Annotated in this window: 11 protein-coding genes; 6 read left to right on the top strand and 5 right to left on the bottom strand. The window is 34.5% G+C overall.

The genetic code is table 11. The features are described 5' to 3' along the window. Nucleotides 1-172: 172 nt before the first annotated feature. The 5 genes from FA048_RS18950 to kbl all read right to left on the bottom strand — a co-directional run bounded on the left by FA048_RS18950 (nucleotide 173) and on the right by kbl (nucleotide 4,446). Nucleotides 173-748, bottom strand: coding sequence for a TetR/AcrR family transcriptional regulator (locus FA048_RS18950; RefSeq protein ID WP_136844101.1), 576 nt, complete (start codon nucleotides 746-748; stop codon nucleotides 173-175). Beyond that, nucleotides 748-1,146 (bottom strand): Rieske (2Fe-2S) protein, encoded by a 399-nt coding sequence (locus FA048_RS18945; RefSeq protein WP_136844099.1) that lies wholly within the window; start codon nucleotides 1,144-1,146, stop codon nucleotides 748-750. The genes FA048_RS18950 and FA048_RS18945 overlap by 1 nt, the downstream gene beginning before the upstream one ends. Next, nucleotides 1,146-2,186 (bottom strand): phenylalanine--tRNA ligase subunit alpha, encoded by a 1,041-nt coding sequence (gene pheS, locus FA048_RS18940; RefSeq protein ID WP_136844178.1) that lies wholly within the window; start codon nucleotides 2,184-2,186, stop codon nucleotides 1,146-1,148. Before pheS ends, FA048_RS18945 begins: the two co-directional genes overlap by 1 nt. Nucleotides 2,187-2,295: 109 nt before the next feature. Further along, the gene (locus FA048_RS18935; RefSeq protein WP_136844097.1) at nucleotides 2,296-3,222 is read right to left on the bottom strand and encodes an alpha/beta hydrolase; all 927 of its coding nucleotides are present in this window, start codon (nucleotides 3,220-3,222) and stop codon (nucleotides 2,296-2,298) included. A gap of 36 nt (nucleotides 3,223-3,258) precedes the next feature. Continuing rightward, nucleotides 3,259-4,446, bottom strand: a complete 1,188-nt coding sequence (gene kbl / locus FA048_RS18930; protein WP_136844095.1) for a glycine C-acetyltransferase — start codon at nucleotides 4,444-4,446, stop codon at nucleotides 3,259-3,261. Nucleotides 4,447-4,579: 133 nt separating this feature from the next. Here kbl and FA048_RS18925 point away from each other — a divergent pair, with 133 nt between their 5' ends. The 6 genes from FA048_RS18925 (at nucleotide 4,580) to FA048_RS18900 (ending at nucleotide 17,047) form a co-directional block, all read left to right on the top strand. After that, a complete protein-coding gene (locus tag FA048_RS18925) occupies nucleotides 4,580-7,030 on the top strand; it encodes a DUF5686 and carboxypeptidase regulatory-like domain-containing protein (protein WP_136844093.1) in 2,451 nt (816 codons plus the stop codon). 121 nt (nucleotides 7,031-7,151) lie between these two features. After that, complete coding sequence (gene trhO, locus FA048_RS18920; RefSeq protein ID WP_136844091.1) at nucleotides 7,152-8,081, top strand: oxygen-dependent tRNA uridine(34) hydroxylase TrhO; 930 nt, start codon at nucleotides 7,152-7,154, stop codon at nucleotides 8,079-8,081. A gap of 309 nt (nucleotides 8,082-8,390) precedes the next feature. Next, entirely contained in the window at nucleotides 8,391-11,294 is a 2,904-nt protein-coding gene (locus FA048_RS18915; protein ID WP_136844089.1) for a triple tyrosine motif-containing protein, read from the top strand. 253 nt (nucleotides 11,295-11,547) lie between these two features. Next, nucleotides 11,548-14,574, top strand: a complete 3,027-nt coding sequence (locus tag FA048_RS18910) for a SusC/RagA family TonB-linked outer membrane protein (RefSeq protein ID WP_136844087.1) — start codon at nucleotides 11,548-11,550, stop codon at nucleotides 14,572-14,574. A 29-nt stretch (nucleotides 14,575-14,603) separates the two neighbouring features. Next, nucleotides 14,604-16,145 (top strand): RagB/SusD family nutrient uptake outer membrane protein, encoded by a 1,542-nt coding sequence (locus FA048_RS18905; RefSeq protein ID WP_136844085.1) that lies wholly within the window; start codon nucleotides 14,604-14,606, stop codon nucleotides 16,143-16,145. Nucleotides 16,146-16,162: 17 nt separating this feature from the next. Further along, entirely contained in the window at nucleotides 16,163-17,047 is an 885-nt protein-coding gene (locus FA048_RS18900; protein ID WP_136844083.1) for a LamG-like jellyroll fold domain-containing protein, read from the top strand. Nucleotides 17,048-17,064 lie beyond the last annotated feature (17 nt).

The raw sequence follows: 17,064 nt of genomic DNA, 5'->3' as shown, positions 1-17,064 counted from the left end.
TATAGATATGAATTGGGTTTTGGTTGGTGAGGCACTAACCAATAGAATAATTAGTTAAGAATTACCGTCAGCGGATTTAATTTATAGTAGCGAAAGATAAGACTTCGTGATTGCAAATCACGAAGAGCATAAAGGATGCTGAAATAAATTCAGCATGACGACATGAAAAAACCTATAAAGCTGCCTTTACCAAATAAGGCAATAGTTCTTTTTGGAAGGTTACAAAGTTCTTGCGCACATCGGCATCACTTACCGAAGTGAAAGCGAAAGAGAAAACAATACTTTTGCTCGCTTTTAATAGAAACGCCAAGCCACCACGTCGTGCTGGGTTCTTTTTAAAGTGGTCTAGTTCTAAGTATGCAGAAAGCAAAAGTGCTTCAAGCTGGTCTGAAAGATGTTTTAAGAACTCTTGAGAGTTTGCATTTTCACGCACAAAATCCCAGCCAATAAACTCATTACAAACTGTATAAGACAAACGGCAGGTTTTCATTACCAATGCTTTTAAATGCTCCTCTTCACTTGCGAAAGTTACTTTATTGCTTAAAATTTCATGGAGATTTACATCAAGGTAGTCCATTAAAATAGCATCCAAAACTTGTTCTTTGCTATCAAAATATTTGTAAATGGTTGCCTTTGCAATACGTGCTTTTTTGGCAATTTCATTTACACTGGTTTTATGGTAACCATATTTTCTAAAAAGCTCTTTAGCAGCTCTTATAATACTTTCCTTTATTTTTTCTGGTTCCATTAATTAGTTATGTATAAGGTGCTATTGTTCTGCGAAACTCTGTAAGATTTGAGATTTCTTTCTGCTGGAGCCTTTTGGGGGCTCCCATCGAGAAGTGAGAATTTCGCACCCGTACAAGGATCTGTTGCTGTGAAACCACTATCGTCTGGGTTTATACTACAAGCTTTTTCAGGATTAACCGTACTACAACGATCAAAAGCAACAAAACCATTTGGTGTTCTAATAATAATTAGGCCAGCTACCCCCTTGTTTGGAACCAGTAATACATTATTTACAGCTTTTATCCCAAACTCTACCAAGGTAACATTGTAATTAACTGGTACATCTGGAATATTATATTCCTCTTTTCCACAGCTCGCCACTAAGAATAGCATTAGCAAGCCCAATAACCTTTTCATTATATAATTGCTGTTTTATACTGTTTTAAGAAACGAACATCGTTCTCAGAGAATAATCGCAAATCTTTAATTTCAAACTTCAAATTGGCAATACGTTCAATACCCATTCCAAATGCAAAACCGCTGTACTTTTTACTGTCAATTCCGCAGTTTTCTAAAACGTTAGGATCCACCATTCCACAACCCAAAATTTCTACCCAACCGCTATGTTTACACATCTGGCAACCATCACCTTTACAAATGGTACAAGAAATGTCCATCTCTGCGCTTGGTTCGGTAAAAGGAAAATATGATGGGCGGAAACGTACTTTTGTACCTTCTCCGTAAAGTTCTTGAACAAAATAAAACAGGGTTTGTTTCAAATCTGCAAATGAAACATTCTCATCTACATATAAACCCTCTACTTGGTGAAAGAAACAATGTGCTCTTGCAGAAATTGCTTCGTTACGGTAAACACGCCCAGGCATTAAAGCTCTAAATGGCGGCTGACCAGCTTCCATCATTCTAACTTGTACCGATGAAGTATGTGTACGTAAGGCAATATCACCTTTTTCTCCACCTTTTTTAATGAAGAAAGTGTCTTGCATATCTCTAGCTGGATGCTCTTCTGGAAAATTTAAAGCAGAAAAATTATGCCAATCATCTTCAATTTCTGGACCTTCGGCAACGCTGAAACCTAATTTATTAAAGATTTCTATAATTTCTCTTCTTACTAAAGCTAATGGATGACGAGCACCAATTTCAAAACCTTCTCCAGGTAAAGTCAAATCCACGTCTGAGTTTTCTGCTTTCAGTTGTGAATTTGCGGTAATTTCATTTAAAGCTTGATATTTTGCTTCTGCTAATTGCTTAAATTCGTTTAATACTTTCCCTAATGTTCTTTTTTCTTCGGGGGAAACGGCTTTAAATTCATCAAAGATGTCTTTAATAATACCCTTTGTTCCTAAAAAACGAATACGGAATTGTTCCAGTTCATCTGCACTTGTGGTGTCAAATGCATTGATCTCTGCGGTATACTGTGTGATCTGGTCTTGTAACATCTGCCAAATATACAGCATTTTATAGAATAATTTTATAGGTCGTCGGTTCAAATATTCACTTGAAACGCATTTATTACAAGAAAATGAACTAGTAACTATAAAAGTTAGGCTAATCTAACGTTGTATTAAAAAAGCTGATTGATTTAGCCAAGACCAATTGCCATTTACCATTCTGACTAAAATAATGATCAGAGCCTTCTACAAAATAAAACTCATTAGGCACTTTTAGTTCATTTAGCTTTGCTGTAAAAGTATGATAAGTGACAATATCTTGCCTAGGTAAACCCTGAACATTATTGTTTTGCGGAAAAACATTTAAAGTAGGAATTTTTTGAGTTGTATTAGCAACACTTAAAGCGCTGATGTTTTTATAATATTGCTCGTTTTCTAAAGCAACTTCAAAACCAGTAAACCGATAACCAGCCTCTAACAATGCCGGAGGTAAAAATTGCCAATTTGGGATATTTGAAAATACTAAATCTATTGCACCAGCCAAATTGGAAACAGCCTTTACTTTGGTATTTCTTTTATCATAACTATAGAGCAAGGCCAATGAACCACCAGCACTATGCCCTACCATTACAATTCGATCTGCATTTACAACCCATTCTTTAGCGTGTGCAATGGCATAATCTATAATGGTATTCATGTCTGTAATTTGATCTTTTACCTTTATAGCGCTCTCTATTCGTGCGGGATTAGTTTGCATTAAACCTGTACCATCCACCAAGCGGTAGTTAACATTTAAAACTGCATAACCGCTACCTGCCAGGTATTTTGCCTGTGATTGTATATCGGCTTTATCACCCCCAATAAAACTTCCACCATGTACAAATATGATTATGCCAGTATTTGAAGTCCGATTTGCGGGTAAATAGACATCCATTTTTTGTTTGGATTCTGTACCGTAAGCAACATCCAAAAGCGTTTTGGCTTCTGCTTCAATTTTATACGATGGAGCCGTGCTTTTTTCGCATCCTGCCAATAGCATCAATACAACTACACTTAGAATAATAAACTTTGAGCAACTTTTCATTTAGGGGGAATTGAGAATATAACGAATTAAGGGTAATTAAATTACCCCTAACTCCTTACCAACCTTTGTAAATGCGGCAATAGCTTTATCTAAATGATGTTGCTCATGTGCAGCAGAAAGTTGAACTCTAATTCTTGCTTTACCTTGTCCAACTACTGGATAGAAAAACCCTACTACATAAATTCCTTCTTCTAACATTTTTGCAGCAAAAGTTTGTGCAATCTTAGCGTCGTATAACATTACCGGAACAATTGGATGAAAACCAGGCTTGATATCAAAACCTGCATCAGTCATTTTTTCGCGGAAATATTTAGTGTTATTTTCTAATTTATCACGTAAAGCTGTGGTACCACTTAACATGTCTAAAACAGCAACAGAAGCTCCAGCAATAGCAGGGGCCAAAGTATTTGAGAATAAATAAGGGCGAGAACGCTGGCGTAACATATCAATGATTTCTTTTTTACCAGCTGTAAATCCGCCAGATGCACCACCTAAAGCTTTACCCAAAGTACCTGTAATGATATCGATACGATCAATAACATTAAAGTATTCATGCGTACCACGACCAGTTTTACCTATAAAACCAGTGCAATGGGATTCATCAATCATAACTAAGGCTTCATATTTATCAGCCAAATCACAAATTTTATCAAGAGGAGCAACAGAACCATCCATTGAAAATGCGCCATCTGTTACAATAATTCTATGGCGACAAGCTGCAGCTGCAATTAATTGCTGTTCCAAATCAGCCATATCTGCGTTTTTATAACGGAAACGTTGAGCCTTACATAAGCGCACACCATCAATAATAGAAGCATGGTTTAACTCATCAGAAATAATAGCATCCTCTGCCCCAAATAATGGCTCAAAAACACCACCGTTGGCATCAAATGCTGCAGCATACAAAATGGTATCTTCTGTTCCCAAAAATTCAGAAATTTTTGCTTCTAACTCTTTATGAATATTTTGAGTGCCACAGATAAAACGCACTGAAGACATTCCATAGCCATAATCATCAATTGCTTTTTTCGCAGCTTCAATTACTTTAGGGTGTGATGATAAACCTAAATAGTTATTGGCACAAAAGTTAATTACTTCTGCGCCAGAACTCACTTTTATATCTGCACCCTGTGGTGTAGTAATGATACGTTCGCGTTTAAATAAGCCTGCGTTTTCTATTTCTTGAAGTTCTTTTTGTAAAACGGGTTGTAGTGTTTTATACATAGTTATTTTGTTGATGCAACCATTTGATAGTAAATTTCGTCACAAATATAATATTTTACTCGTTAACAAACTTTAACACATTATATGCGTTTACTTTTAGAACTAAACCGATATTTACAGTTTTAATCTATATATGAAGAAAATATACCTCTCGCTACTTATTATTTTAGCGCTAGCAAGTACATCTATAGCACAATATCAAATTACAGGGAAAATTATTGAAAGCAATGGCGATGCTATTCCTTTTGCTTCAGTTTATGTAAAAAATACGAGTAAAGGCGTTTCTGCAAATGTTGATGGATCATACAAACTCACCTTGGATAAGGGCTCTTATACCTTAATATATAAAGCAATTGGTTTTAAAATTACAGAAAGAAATATTGAGGTTAATTCGAATTTAATCATCAATCAGACTTTGTCTACAGAAAGTTATACACTTAATAATGTAACTATTAGACCAAATGCAGAAGATCCAGCTTATGAGATTATTCGGAAAACCATTAAGTTAAGGAAACAACATTTAAATGAGGTTGAAGCTTACAGTGCTGATGTTTACACCAAAGGTTTACAGAAATTAGTTGGTGCTCCAAAAAAATTCTTCGGTAGAGATATACAAAAAACCTTAGACCTAGATACCAATAGAAAAGGAATTTTATATCTATCAGAAACTCAATCTACATTTAGCTTCAAGAGACCAAATCAAATTCATGAAGATATGGTTTCATCAAAGGTTTCCGGAAATAATAATGCATTCAGTTTCAATAAGGCATCAGATTTGATTATCAATTTTTATGAAAATTTAATGCTAGAAAATACAGGGCTAAGTGCACGAAGTTTTGTTTCGCCAATTGCAGATAAGGCAATGTTTTACTATAAATATAAATTATTAGGTACAACTGAAGAAAACGGAGTAACGATAAATAAAATTGAGGTAACTCCTCGTAGAACCAACGACCCTGCTTTTAGAGGAATTATATACATTGCCGATGATAGTTGGCGTTTAATGGGCACCAATCTTAACCTTACTAAAGATGCAGGAATAAATTTTGTTGACACTTTAAATATTAGCCAACAATTTGTTAAGGTTGAGGATGTTTATATGCCAAATAGTGTTAGGTTTCAGTTTAATGGTGGAATTTTTAAATTTAAGTTTGAAGGTTATTTCATAGGGATTTATAGTAATTATAATATTCACCCTAATTTCCCGAAAAACTTTTTCACAGCAGAAATTTTAAAAATTACCAAAGCCGTAAATAAAAAAGATTCGCTGTATTGGATGAACAATAGGCCTATTCCTTTAACAGATGAAGAAAGATTCGATTACAAGCGCAAGGATAGTATCGCTATGCGTAAGCTCTCTAAACCATATTTAGATTCATTAGAGAAAGCCAGTAACGAATTTGGTATTATTAAACTCATGCTTCGTGGTTATAGTATTAATAAAAGATACGAAAAACAATATATTCAATTTGACCCAATTATAAGATCTATTTTTTATAACACAGTTGAAGGTTTTGCGGTAAAATACGGTGTTACTTTCAGAAAAAATCTTGATGATAGAAAGACCTTTAACATAAGACCAGAGGTTCGTTACGGTTTTTCTAATCACGTATTTACAGCTAATTTAAGCGGTAGTTATTTGTATGACCCTCTAAAAAGAGGGAGTATAAGCGGTAGTTTTGGTTCTGACATTGCAGACTTAAATAGATATGGCTCTATGAGTTTACTCTCCAACTCTATTAACACTTTATTTTTTGAAAGAAATTTAGCTAAATTTTACAAAAAGGAATTTTTAAACATCAATACAACAAGAGAGTTAGCCGATGGTTTACAGGCATATGCGTCGATTGAATATACTAGAAACCATACGCTAAAAAACACTAGCGATTATAAATTTAGGAATGTTAAAGATGAAGAGTTTACTTCAAACAACCCTTTTACTCCAGGTTTAGAAACACCTTTATTCCCAACTTACAATTCATTTAATGTTTCTGCAAGCTTGGTTTACACTATTGGCCAGCAATACATTACCAGACCTGATGCTAAAATTTACCAGGAGTCTAAATATCCTCGTTTTCAGTTGAGTTATAGAAAAGGAATAAAAGGCATTTTAAGTAGTGACGTAGATTATGATTTATTAAGCTTAGAGATTTACCAAGAAAGAATTAGTGCAGGATTATTTGGTTACACATCTTTTGTAATCGGTGCTGGAAAATTCTTAAACAATAATGTAGTTTATTATCCAGATAGCAAACATTTTAGAGGTAACAATTCAACGGTATTCCCCCCAAACTTAAGGAAGTTTAGGTACTTAGATTTTTATCAGTATAGTACCGATAGACAATATGCTGAAGCGCATTTAGAGCATAATTTTGCTGGCTTTTTCTTAAATAAAGTTCCGTTGTTGCGTAAATTAAAACTAGAAGAGTTTGTAGGAATCAACTACTTAACTCAACCTGCTAAAAAGAATTATACTGAATATTATTTCGGAATTCAACGTTTAGGTTTTGGTATAAGTTATGGGTATTCTTATGATGGAAGCAAAAAAGTTGATCAAGGATTTAGAATAGCTTATGGCCTTTAATACGTTGTAAGTTATAAGTTTTACGTTCTAAGTTTATACTTATTACTTATAACCTACAACTTATTACTCAATTTATTATCTTTGTCATGCATTAAACGCTGTTTGCAACAGTATCAATGAAATTATGACATACAATACTTTACTTTATTATTGCTATTCTCCAATAGCAGATGCTGAACAATTTGCAGCAGACCATTTAGCTTTTTGTAAATCTTTAGGATTAGTTGGCCGAATTATCGTTGCCGAAGAAGGTCTTAACGGAACTGTTTCAGGAACAAAAGAAGCTTGTGATACTTACATGGCACACATTAAAGCCGATGATCGTTTTGCTAAAACCGATTTCAAAATTGATGAGGTTGCTGAACCCTCGTTCATCAAAATGCATTGTCGTTACAAAGCAGAAATAGTATACTCTGGCTTAAGAGACACAAGTATTATTAATCCGAATGAGAAAACAGGAAAATATTTAGAGCCAAAAGAGTTTAGTGAAATGCTAGATCGCGATGACGTTGTTATACTCGATGTACGTTCTAACTATGAGCATAATCTTGGTAAGTTTAAAAATGCCGTAACACTTGATATTGAGAATTTTCGTGATTTCCCAGATCAAATTAATGCGCTAGCTCAATACAAGGACAAAAAAGTAATGACCTACTGTACAGGAGGTATTAAATGTGAAAAAGCATCGGCATTACTACTTCATCATGGTTTTACTGATGTTTATCAATTACATGGTGGCATTATAAAATATGGCAAGGAAGCGGGTGGAAAAGATTTTGAGGGCAAATGTTATGTTTTCGACAATCGTATTGCCGTTGATGTGAATTCTGTAAATCCTACCATAGTTTCTGTTTGTTATAACTGTGGCACTACAACTCCAAAAATGATAAATTGTGCCAATCCAGAATGCAATGAGCACATTACGCAATGTGATGAATGCGGAGATAAGCTACAGGGCTGCTGCTCCGTTGCGTGCACCACTCATCCTCGCAAGCGTCCTTATGATGGTACTGGATATTATGTAAAAGTTCCTCAGCCTGTAAAAGCTTAGTTTTACATTTAGAAAAAGCAAGCTCCGGCATTTTATGGATCAGTGAGTCCTGCCATTCACTTTAATGCTAGAAAGATTGGCTTCGTACTCGCTCCTGTCAGGTTTAAGTAACTTAGGTTAGCCTAAATTAACTAGCCCCAACAAAATGGAAAGCCAGCAATCTCGATATCATCGAGAGAGTAATGAAATGGTGGCGGGACTATCAAAACCGATGATCACAGGCATTGCGCTTCAACTATATTTATGCTCAATTTACATATTCTTAGTTATTAATATTATTTTGCAACAATTGTAGTTGCGTTATTTAAAATGAAAAACAGTTTTACCAAATATTTTATTGCATTTATAGCATTTTGGTTTAGCTCGGTGCAGCTACTAGCTAGTGATATTCAAAGCATAGGGGTTCCTTACGTTCAAAATTATCCTAAATCATCTTATTTATCTGGCAACCAAAATTGGTCTATTGCTAAAGACAAAAATGGACTAATGTATTTTGGCAATGCCGAAGGTCTTTTAACTTTTGACGGCAAATATTGGCAACAATATAAAATGCCAAATCGTCAAATTGTTCGTTCAGTAGCAACTTCAACTGATGGAATGATATATACAGGTAGTTTTGGAGAGTTTGGTTTTTGGTCTTATCAGGATAAACGACTAACCTATAAATCTTTAATCAACCTTATTCCGAAACCATATAAAATAACTGATGAAGTTTGGAAAATATATGTAGTTGATAAAAAGGTGATTTTTCAAACTTTCTCTACCATTTTTGTTTACGAAAACAAAAAAGTTAGTGTTATAAAAGCATCCAATCCGTTTTTGTTTGTACACTTAGTTGGAAATAAACTTTTTGCCGAAGTGTTGGGCAAAGGGCTTTTTGAGTTGCAAGGAAAAAACCTAATTCCATTAGCTGGAAGCGAAATTTTAGGAGTTACTGGTATCCTTTCTATACTCCCTTATAAAAACAACAGCTTTATTATAGGAACCAGCAAAAATGGACTTTTCATATATGATGGCACTAATTTTAAACCTCTTTCAAGTCCTGCAAACTCATTTCTAAAAACCTACCAACTCAATAATGGTGTTAAAATACTAAACAAGTATTATGCATATGGCACTATTCTAAATGGATTAATCATTATTGATGAAAATGGGAATGTGGTACAAAGAATTAATAAATCTAGTGGGTTACAGAACAATACCATTCTTAGTTTATATGCTGATAATGAGCAAAATCTTTGGGCAGGTTTAGATAATGGAATTGATAGAATTGAACTTAACTCTCCACTCTATTTTTATTTTGATAAAACTGGTCAGTTTGGCACTGTGTATTCGAGCTTGATTGTGAAGAATAAGATTTATCTAGGTACAAATCAAGGTTTATTTGTAAGCCCTTGGTTACCAGAAAACGGCAACCTTTTTAATAGTTTTGATTTTAAGCTCATACCAAATTCACAAGGCCAAGTTTGGGACTTAAGTTTAATAGACAACCAATTAATTTGCGGGCATAACGATGGCACCTTCAACATTGTTGGAGAAAGAATGGAAAAAATATCTAGCATAAGTGGTGGGTGGACCATTAAAAAGTTAAATTCTAATCCAAATTATCTTATTCAAGGCACTTATACTGGCTTGGTTCTTTTTGTTAAAGATGCCAGTGGAAATTGGAGATTTAGTCATAAAGTAACCGGCTTTGGCGAACCTTCTAGATATATTGAACAAGATAACAAGGGAGACATTTGGGTTAGTCATGCCTACAAAGGACTATACAAGCTAACCTTAAGTGAAGATTTAAAAAGTGCTAAAAACATCCAATTTTATGATGAAAGTAATGGATTACCAAGCAGTTTTAATATCAATATGTTTAATGTTGAGAACAAGATTATTTTTTCTTCGGATGCTGGCTTTTTAGTTTATGACGAAATCAGTAATCGCTTTAGCAAATATGAGGCACTTAATAAAAGGTTAGGCAGTTACGCTACAGCTAATAAGATTATCAATGCAGGTTTAAAAAAATACTGGTTCATAAATCATGGTAAAATGAGCTTGGTTAACTTAATTCAACCTGGTAAAATAGCAATAGACTCTAGTAGATTCAGCATCTTAGATGGACGAATGGTGCAGTATTATGAAAACATTAGTCAGATTAGCAGTAAAATATATCTAATAAGTGTTGATGATGGTTTTGTAATCTATAATACAACAAATGCCCAATACAACAATGAGCCACTAAAACTTCCTTCAGTACTTATTAGGAGGGTTGAAGATATTACTGACAAATATGCTACACTAACCGAAAACGGTAATGATGGCGATCCAATAGAAATTTCTTTTAGTAGAAATAACATTAGAATATCTTTTTCACTTCCTTATTACCGACAATCAAAAGTTAAATTTCAGTATTACTTAGAAGGATATTCAAAACAGTGGTCTGATTGGAGCCCTGCAACTCAAAAAGATTTTACTAACCTTAGTAGGGGAAATTACAAGTTTAAAGTAAGGGCAAAAATAAATGAGAAATCAATTAGCACTATAACAGAGTTTGAGTTTACAGTTGCACCGCCCTGGTATGGCAGCAATTGGGCAATCTTGTTTTACATCATCGCAGGTATTATTGCCTTAATAGCTGGTAAAAGAATTTATGAAGCTAAATTAGGTAAAGACCAGCAAGCTATATCTGATAAGCTTCAAGCAGAAAAAGAAGAATTTTTAAAGAAAGAAGCTGAAGTTACAGAGAAGCAAATTATAAAGATACAAACTGAGAAGTTACAGGCAGAGCTTGCAAGTAAAAATAGAGAACTAGCAAATTCTGCCATGAGTTTAGTTTACAAAAACGAATTGCTTCAAAAACTAAGCGAAGAAATGACGAAATTGAGAGATGAGAACGGTAAGAAGCTTTCAGAAGATCAATTGAGAAAAATTCAAAAAGTTATTGATGATGGGATGAATGATGAGCGAGATTGGAATTTATTTGAGAGCAGTTTCAATGAAGCACATGAAAGTTTCTTTAAAAAGCTTAAAGCTAACCACCCAGATTTAGTACCCAACGACCTTAAACTTTGCGCTTACTTACACATGAATATGAGCAGCAAAGAAATGGCCTCTCTTTTAAATATTTCACTTAGAGGCGTTGAAATTCGACGCTATCGTTTGCGTAAAAAATTAGAAGTTCCGCATGATAAAAACTTAACAGAGTTTTTAATGGAACTTTAACACTACATCATTACCTCTCATACCTCAATTTTTCTTTCATCAAGTCTATCTTGAAATAATTGCTTTGTAGTAGTTGTAATTTTCCTGTTATACCTTAAAAAACATCGTTTTTAGACTAATATTCAACTTTGTCTACCGGTATGAGATAGTACACATTTAACCAATGATGTATTAATGTATAGGTGTTATAACTTGTATTAACCAAACAAAAACAGAAAATTAGAGTAATCAATTATAAACAAATGTAAATAGTATGAAAAAAATCTTTACAAAATTTTCTGTCCTCACCACACTTTGTTTGCTTTTATTAAACGTTGCTTACGCCCAAAATGTTACAGTTAAGGGTGTAGTTAAAGACGATCAAGGAATTACAATTCCTTTCGCTAGCGTTATAATTAAAGGAACAAAAAATGGAGTTCAAACAGATGCAACTGGAAACTATTCTATTAGTGCTCCTGCGAATTCAACACTTGTATTTTCCTATATTGGATTTACAACGCAAGAAATCGCAATCAACAATGAAACAACAATTAATGTTACCCTAAGACTAGCACAAAATGATCTTGATCAAGTTGTTGTAGTTGGTTATGGTACTCAAAAGAAAAGAGATGTTACAGGGTCAATCGCCAGCGTTAAAGGAGCCGATATTGAAAAGTACGCTGTAACAAATCCAATTGCAGCTTTGCAAGGTAAGGTACCAGGCTTAACAATTACCAATTCAGGTAGTCCAGGTGCAAGTCCTGTTGTTCGTATTCGTGGGATAAACAGTACAAATAGTGCTAGTCCATTATATGTTGTAGATGGGCAAATGGTTGATAATATCGACTTTTTAAACCCTGCTGATATAGAAACTATAGACTTATTGCGTGATGCGTCGTCTGTTGCAATTTACGGTCTAAGAGGGGCTAATGGTGTAATTGCAATTACTACCAAAGTTTCTGCTAGAGGGAAAACTACTGTAAACTTTCAAAGTACTCTAGGTATTCAAAGAATTATCGATAGAATTGATGTTACAGATGCTGAAGGGTTTAAGAAATTATATTCTGCACAATTAGCAAATTTAAATGCAGCTCCCCAAGATTATACAAATTATACGGCTAATACAGATTGGCAGGATTTAATTTTGCGTGATGCTACTATTAATACCAACTCAGTGAGTATTAGCAATAGCGGAGAAAAAAGCACTACGTTAATTAATATTGGATATAATGACCAAGACGGTGTAGTTAAATATAATAACTATAAAAAATTCATTGCACGTTTAAATGAGGAGATTCGTATTACCGATAAAATAAAAGTAGGGGGAAACATAACTGGTTTTCACTGGAGAAACAACCCATCACAAGCTGGTTTAAATAATGCAATCTGGGCTGCTCCTATTGTTGCTGTTCAAAGTCCAGACGGATTATACAATACAATGCCGTTATTTCAAAGAGCGCAGGTTGGCAACCCAATTTATGCTTTAGAACGTAACAGGAATACTTCAGTTAATAGAGGTTACAGAATAAATGGTAGCTTATTTGCAGAGATTAAATTCTTAAAAGATTTCACATTAAGGTCTACTGTCTATACCGATTTAGGCTTTAACAATTCAAGAGATTATTCACCACTTCCATTTACGGTAGTTAACTTAGGAGAAGGCCTTGCACAAACAGAAAGATTTTACGATCAATCTGTTAGAACAACCGTTGGTCAAGCCGCGAGTGAATTCCGTAAATATCAACAAGATCATACCATAACTTTTGATAAAGAATTTAAAGGTGGGCATAAGGTAACTGCGGTAGGCGGTTTTTCATCTTATTTTGCATCAAGCACAAGTCTTTCAGGTTCTCGTAGAGATACAACATTGAACGTTCCAAATGATCCAGATTTATGGTATTTAGGAATTATTAATGCAAATAACCCTACTTTCAATAATGGTGGCGGTTCTGAGGAATCTAATGCAGGATTTTTCTTAAGAGGTAGCTATTCATTCCAAAACAAATATTTAATAAATGCAACTGCTAGAAGAGATGGAAGTTCTAAATTTCCACAGATGAACAGATGGAGAACATTTGGTAGTGTTGGATTAGGATGGGTTGCAAGTGAGGAGTCTTTCTTTAAAGACAATATCAAAGGAATTGATTTCTTAAAGCTACGCGGTTCGTGGGGTAGAATTGGAAATTCTAACGGAGTTCCAAATAACTATTTCCAAATTGGCTTATCAAATTCATCAACTGCAATATTTGGGGATAATATTTATACTGCTGTTCAGAATGCCTATAGAGTGGATCCAAACTTGGGTTACGAAACTGTACAAGGCGTAGATTTAGGTTTAGAGGTTAAAGCATTAAATAATCGCCTATCAGCAGAGATTGGAGTCTACAACAAAACAACTAGTGATATTGTAACATCATATACACTTCTTGGCACACTGGGTAGTGAAACATTTTTCACCAACTTAGGTAAAATCACAAATAAAGGTATTGAGGTGATGTTGGGTTGGAATGACAAAATTGGCGATGATTTTTCTTATAATTTCACAACCAATTTTGGCTACAATAAGAACTTTGTTAATTCACTTGGCAATACATCTGAGTTTAAAATTCTAGGTAATGGTGGTATAAATGTAACTGAAACTGGTAGATCAATTGGTTATTTTTATGGATACAAACAAACTGGTATTTACCAAAATCCTGCAGACATTGCAACGAATGGCAGTTTTGCAGATTCTCAACCTGGTGATATAAAATATGCAGACTTAAATGGTGATGGTGCTATAACTCCAGCGGATAGAACGTATTTAGGAACCCCTTTCCCTCCATATAGCTATGGTTTAAGCTTAAGTATGAACTATAAAGGTTTTGATGCCACAATTGACGGTCAAGGTGTAGCTGGAAACAAAATATATACACAACGTAGAACTGCAGCGTTTGCAGTATTAAACTACGAAAGCAACAGGCTAAATGCATGGACTGGTCAAGGGTCAACAAATGTAGAGCCAATATTAAACAATGCTAGATCTAACAATTTCCTTTTTAGTAGTTATTACCTAGAAGATGGTGACTATTTCAGATTGAGAAATGTACAAGTTGGTTATACGTTTGCCGCTAATGCATTGACTAAAATTGGCGTTAACAAATTGAGGTTATTCTTAAGTGGTCAAAACATCAAAACTTGGAGTAAAGTGAGTGGTTATACACCTGAAGCTCAAATTGGAAACATTTTGGCAGGTGGTGCTGATAACGGCGTTTATCCTGTACCTGCAATTTACTCGTTTGGCTTAAACGTAACTTTCTAAGTTGTAAATCATTATTTAATATAAATAAAATGAAAATATTTAATCATACAAAAAGATATATAGGTGTTGCAGTACTTGCTGCAACATTGTTATCTATCAATTCGGGATGTAAAAAATTCCTTGATACAGAAAAACAGGGAGAATATACCAAAGAAGATTATCCATATCCTTTAGGTTCTGGAGTATATGATCAATTCCTGTTTGGTGCTTATAAAGATTTAAGATCTTATGATGTACACGTAGATGGTTTTATGGTAGCCACAAGTATTAGAAGTGATGATGCCGATAAAGGTAGTACTCCTTCAGATGGTGGGGCCGATGTGATTTCTATGGATAATTTCCCCGTTTTACCAAGTAATGGAAGATGTAACGCATTATGGTTGGGGTATTATGCATTAATCAACAAATGTAATATTACCTTATATGAGATTGAAAACAATAAAGATCTTATTGCAACAGATGCTGTTAAAATTCAATCAGAAGCTGAAGCAAAATTCATGCGTGGATACGCTTACTTTATGTTAGTGCGTCTTTTTGGAAAAGTTCCTTTGATAGATAAACTAGGCACAGTTGTAGGCTCAAACATCCCACAAAGTACACCAGAGCAAATTTATGCATTCATTGAAAGTGACTTAGTTTTTGCAGCTGCAAACTTGCCATTAAACTGGGACAAAAAATTTGTTGGCCGTGCTACAAAAGGTGCCGCAAATGGCATTCTAGCTAAAGTATATCTAACTGAAAAGAAATGGTCTATGGCTATGGCTTCAGCAAATGCAGTAATGACATCTGGTCAATATGATTTATTAACTCCATATACCAAAATTTTTGGTGAAAGTGGTGAGAACAGTTCAGAATCTGTTTTTGAAATTCAGGCTACAGCAAGTGCAACAGTACCAACTGCTAACGGAATTCAAAACTCTAGTCATCAAGGTGTACGTGGCTCTGGAACATGGAATTTAGGTTGGGGATGGAATGTGCCAAGCGCAATGCTTGAGGCAGCGTATGAACCTAATGACCCTCGTAAAGCAAGAACAATTCTTTATACAAGTACAGGTACAACACCAGGAATTACAGTTTATGGAGAGGTTACGCCATTAGGTTTGCCAAATCCAAGGTACAATCATAAAACGCATACCAGTCCTGCTTACCGAGCATCTATTGGCAATAACTTTGGCTATTGGATGAATGTTAGAATTTTAAGATATGCAGATGTGGTTTTAATGTTCGCAGAAGCTGCAAATGAGGTGGGTGGAGCTAACAATACTACAAATGCATTAACTGCCTTGAATAGTGTAAGAGCTAGAGCTAGAGCAGGAAACGCAAGTATTCTACCTAATGTAACTACAACCGATCAAACTTTGTTAAGAAGTGCTATACAACAAGAAAGAAGAATTGAACTAGCTATGGAGCATGATCGTTTCTTTGATATTGTGAGATGGGGTATTTCTCAAACTGCAATGAATGCAGCTGGTAAAACAAATTTTTCTGCTAGTAGAGATAATTTATTGCCAATTCCACAAACTCAAATAGATTTGAGTAAAAACGTGTTGAAACAAAATGATGGTTATTAATTTTAAAAAACAGAAAGATGAGATTTTCAAATTTATATAAATATGTAATGCTAGGCCTGCTTGTAGGTTCAGTAACATTATCTTCTTGTAAAAAAGATGATAATCCAAATGATCTTGAAGAGGTTGATCCAGCAGATTATGTAGGAACAATTGATGGCTTTAAAAGCTCTGATGAGATCTATCCAGCTAATTTAGTGGCATACTTTAGTTTCGATGAGAATTATGCTGAAAAAATAAGTGGCACTGCACCAACATTAGCTGCAGGGAACACACTTGTAACAGGCATTAAAGGTAAAGCAGTAAGCCTTAACGCTGGTTATCTTTATTATGGAACACAATTAGCTAATCTTAAAACAGATGTATTTAAAAGTTTCACTATAAGCCAATGGATTAAAATATCTAACAATGGTTCAAAACGTACAATGTTATTGACATTGGCAAGACCTGGAAATCTTCAAGGGAGCCTGAACATCAATTTGAATACAAATTCTAGACCTGCAACTAACTTAGATTTTATAGGTATTCAACCTGTTTTCGCAACTGTTGGGGGTGGTACACAAGATAATTTAAACAATACAGTTTCCCCAAAAATTGGACCTGATAACTGGGTTCATTTGGTGTTGGCTTACAATGGTTTAACTGGAAGATTAAACATTGTAGCTAATGGTGTAAACATAGGTAGTTTCTCTGATAGAGGAGTTGGCAACAACCTTTTCAAATCTTATGAGCCTGGTGAATTAATTTTTGGTGCGAATTATAATTTAATTCCAGGTAAAACAGTTAATACTGATGCTGCTTTCGGAGCAATGACTGGGGTAATTGATGAAGTAAGAATTTATAACAGGTTCATGCCAGATGCAATTATCAAATCTATGTATCAATTAGGTTTAGCTAACAAATAATATTTTTTAGGTACAGT

This window comes from Pedobacter polaris (assembly GCF_005116505.1).
Taxonomy (GTDB): Bacteria; Bacteroidota; Bacteroidia; order Sphingobacteriales; family Sphingobacteriaceae; genus Pedobacter; species Pedobacter polaris.
The sequence above is the reverse complement of the archived record's forward strand: the minus strand, read 5'-3'. Positions and strand labels throughout refer to the sequence as shown.

What these genes read in the sequence shown, in the direction of transcription:
- FA048_RS18950 (WP_136844101.1), bottom strand. Translation starts at nt 748, where the DNA reads ATGGAACCAGAAAAAATAAAGGAAAGTATTATAAGAGCTGCTAAAGAG.
- FA048_RS18945 (WP_136844099.1), bottom strand. Translation starts at nt 1,146, where the DNA reads ATGAAAAGGTTATTGGGCTTGCTAATGCTATTCTTAGTGGCGAGCTGT.
- pheS (WP_136844178.1), bottom strand. Translation starts at nt 2,186, where the DNA reads ATGTTACAAGACCAGATCACACAGTATACCGCAGAGATCAATGCATTT.
- FA048_RS18935 (WP_136844097.1), bottom strand. Translation starts at nt 3,222, where the DNA reads ATGAAAAGTTGCTCAAAGTTTATTATTCTAAGTGTAGTTGTATTGATG.
- kbl (WP_136844095.1), bottom strand. Translation starts at nt 4,446, where the DNA reads ATGTATAAAACACTACAACCCGTTTTACAAAAAGAACTTCAAGAAATA.
- FA048_RS18925 (WP_136844093.1), top strand. Translation starts at nt 4,580, where the DNA reads ATGAAGAAAATATACCTCTCGCTACTTATTATTTTAGCGCTAGCAAGT.
- FA048_RS18915 (WP_136844089.1), top strand. Translation starts at nt 8,391, where the DNA reads ATGAAAAACAGTTTTACCAAATATTTTATTGCATTTATAGCATTTTGG.
- FA048_RS18910 (WP_136844087.1), top strand. Translation starts at nt 11,548, where the DNA reads ATGAAAAAAATCTTTACAAAATTTTCTGTCCTCACCACACTTTGTTTG.
- FA048_RS18905 (WP_136844085.1), top strand. Translation starts at nt 14,604, where the DNA reads ATGAAAATATTTAATCATACAAAAAGATATATAGGTGTTGCAGTACTT.
- FA048_RS18900 (WP_136844083.1), top strand. Translation starts at nt 16,163, where the DNA reads ATGAGATTTTCAAATTTATATAAATATGTAATGCTAGGCCTGCTTGTA.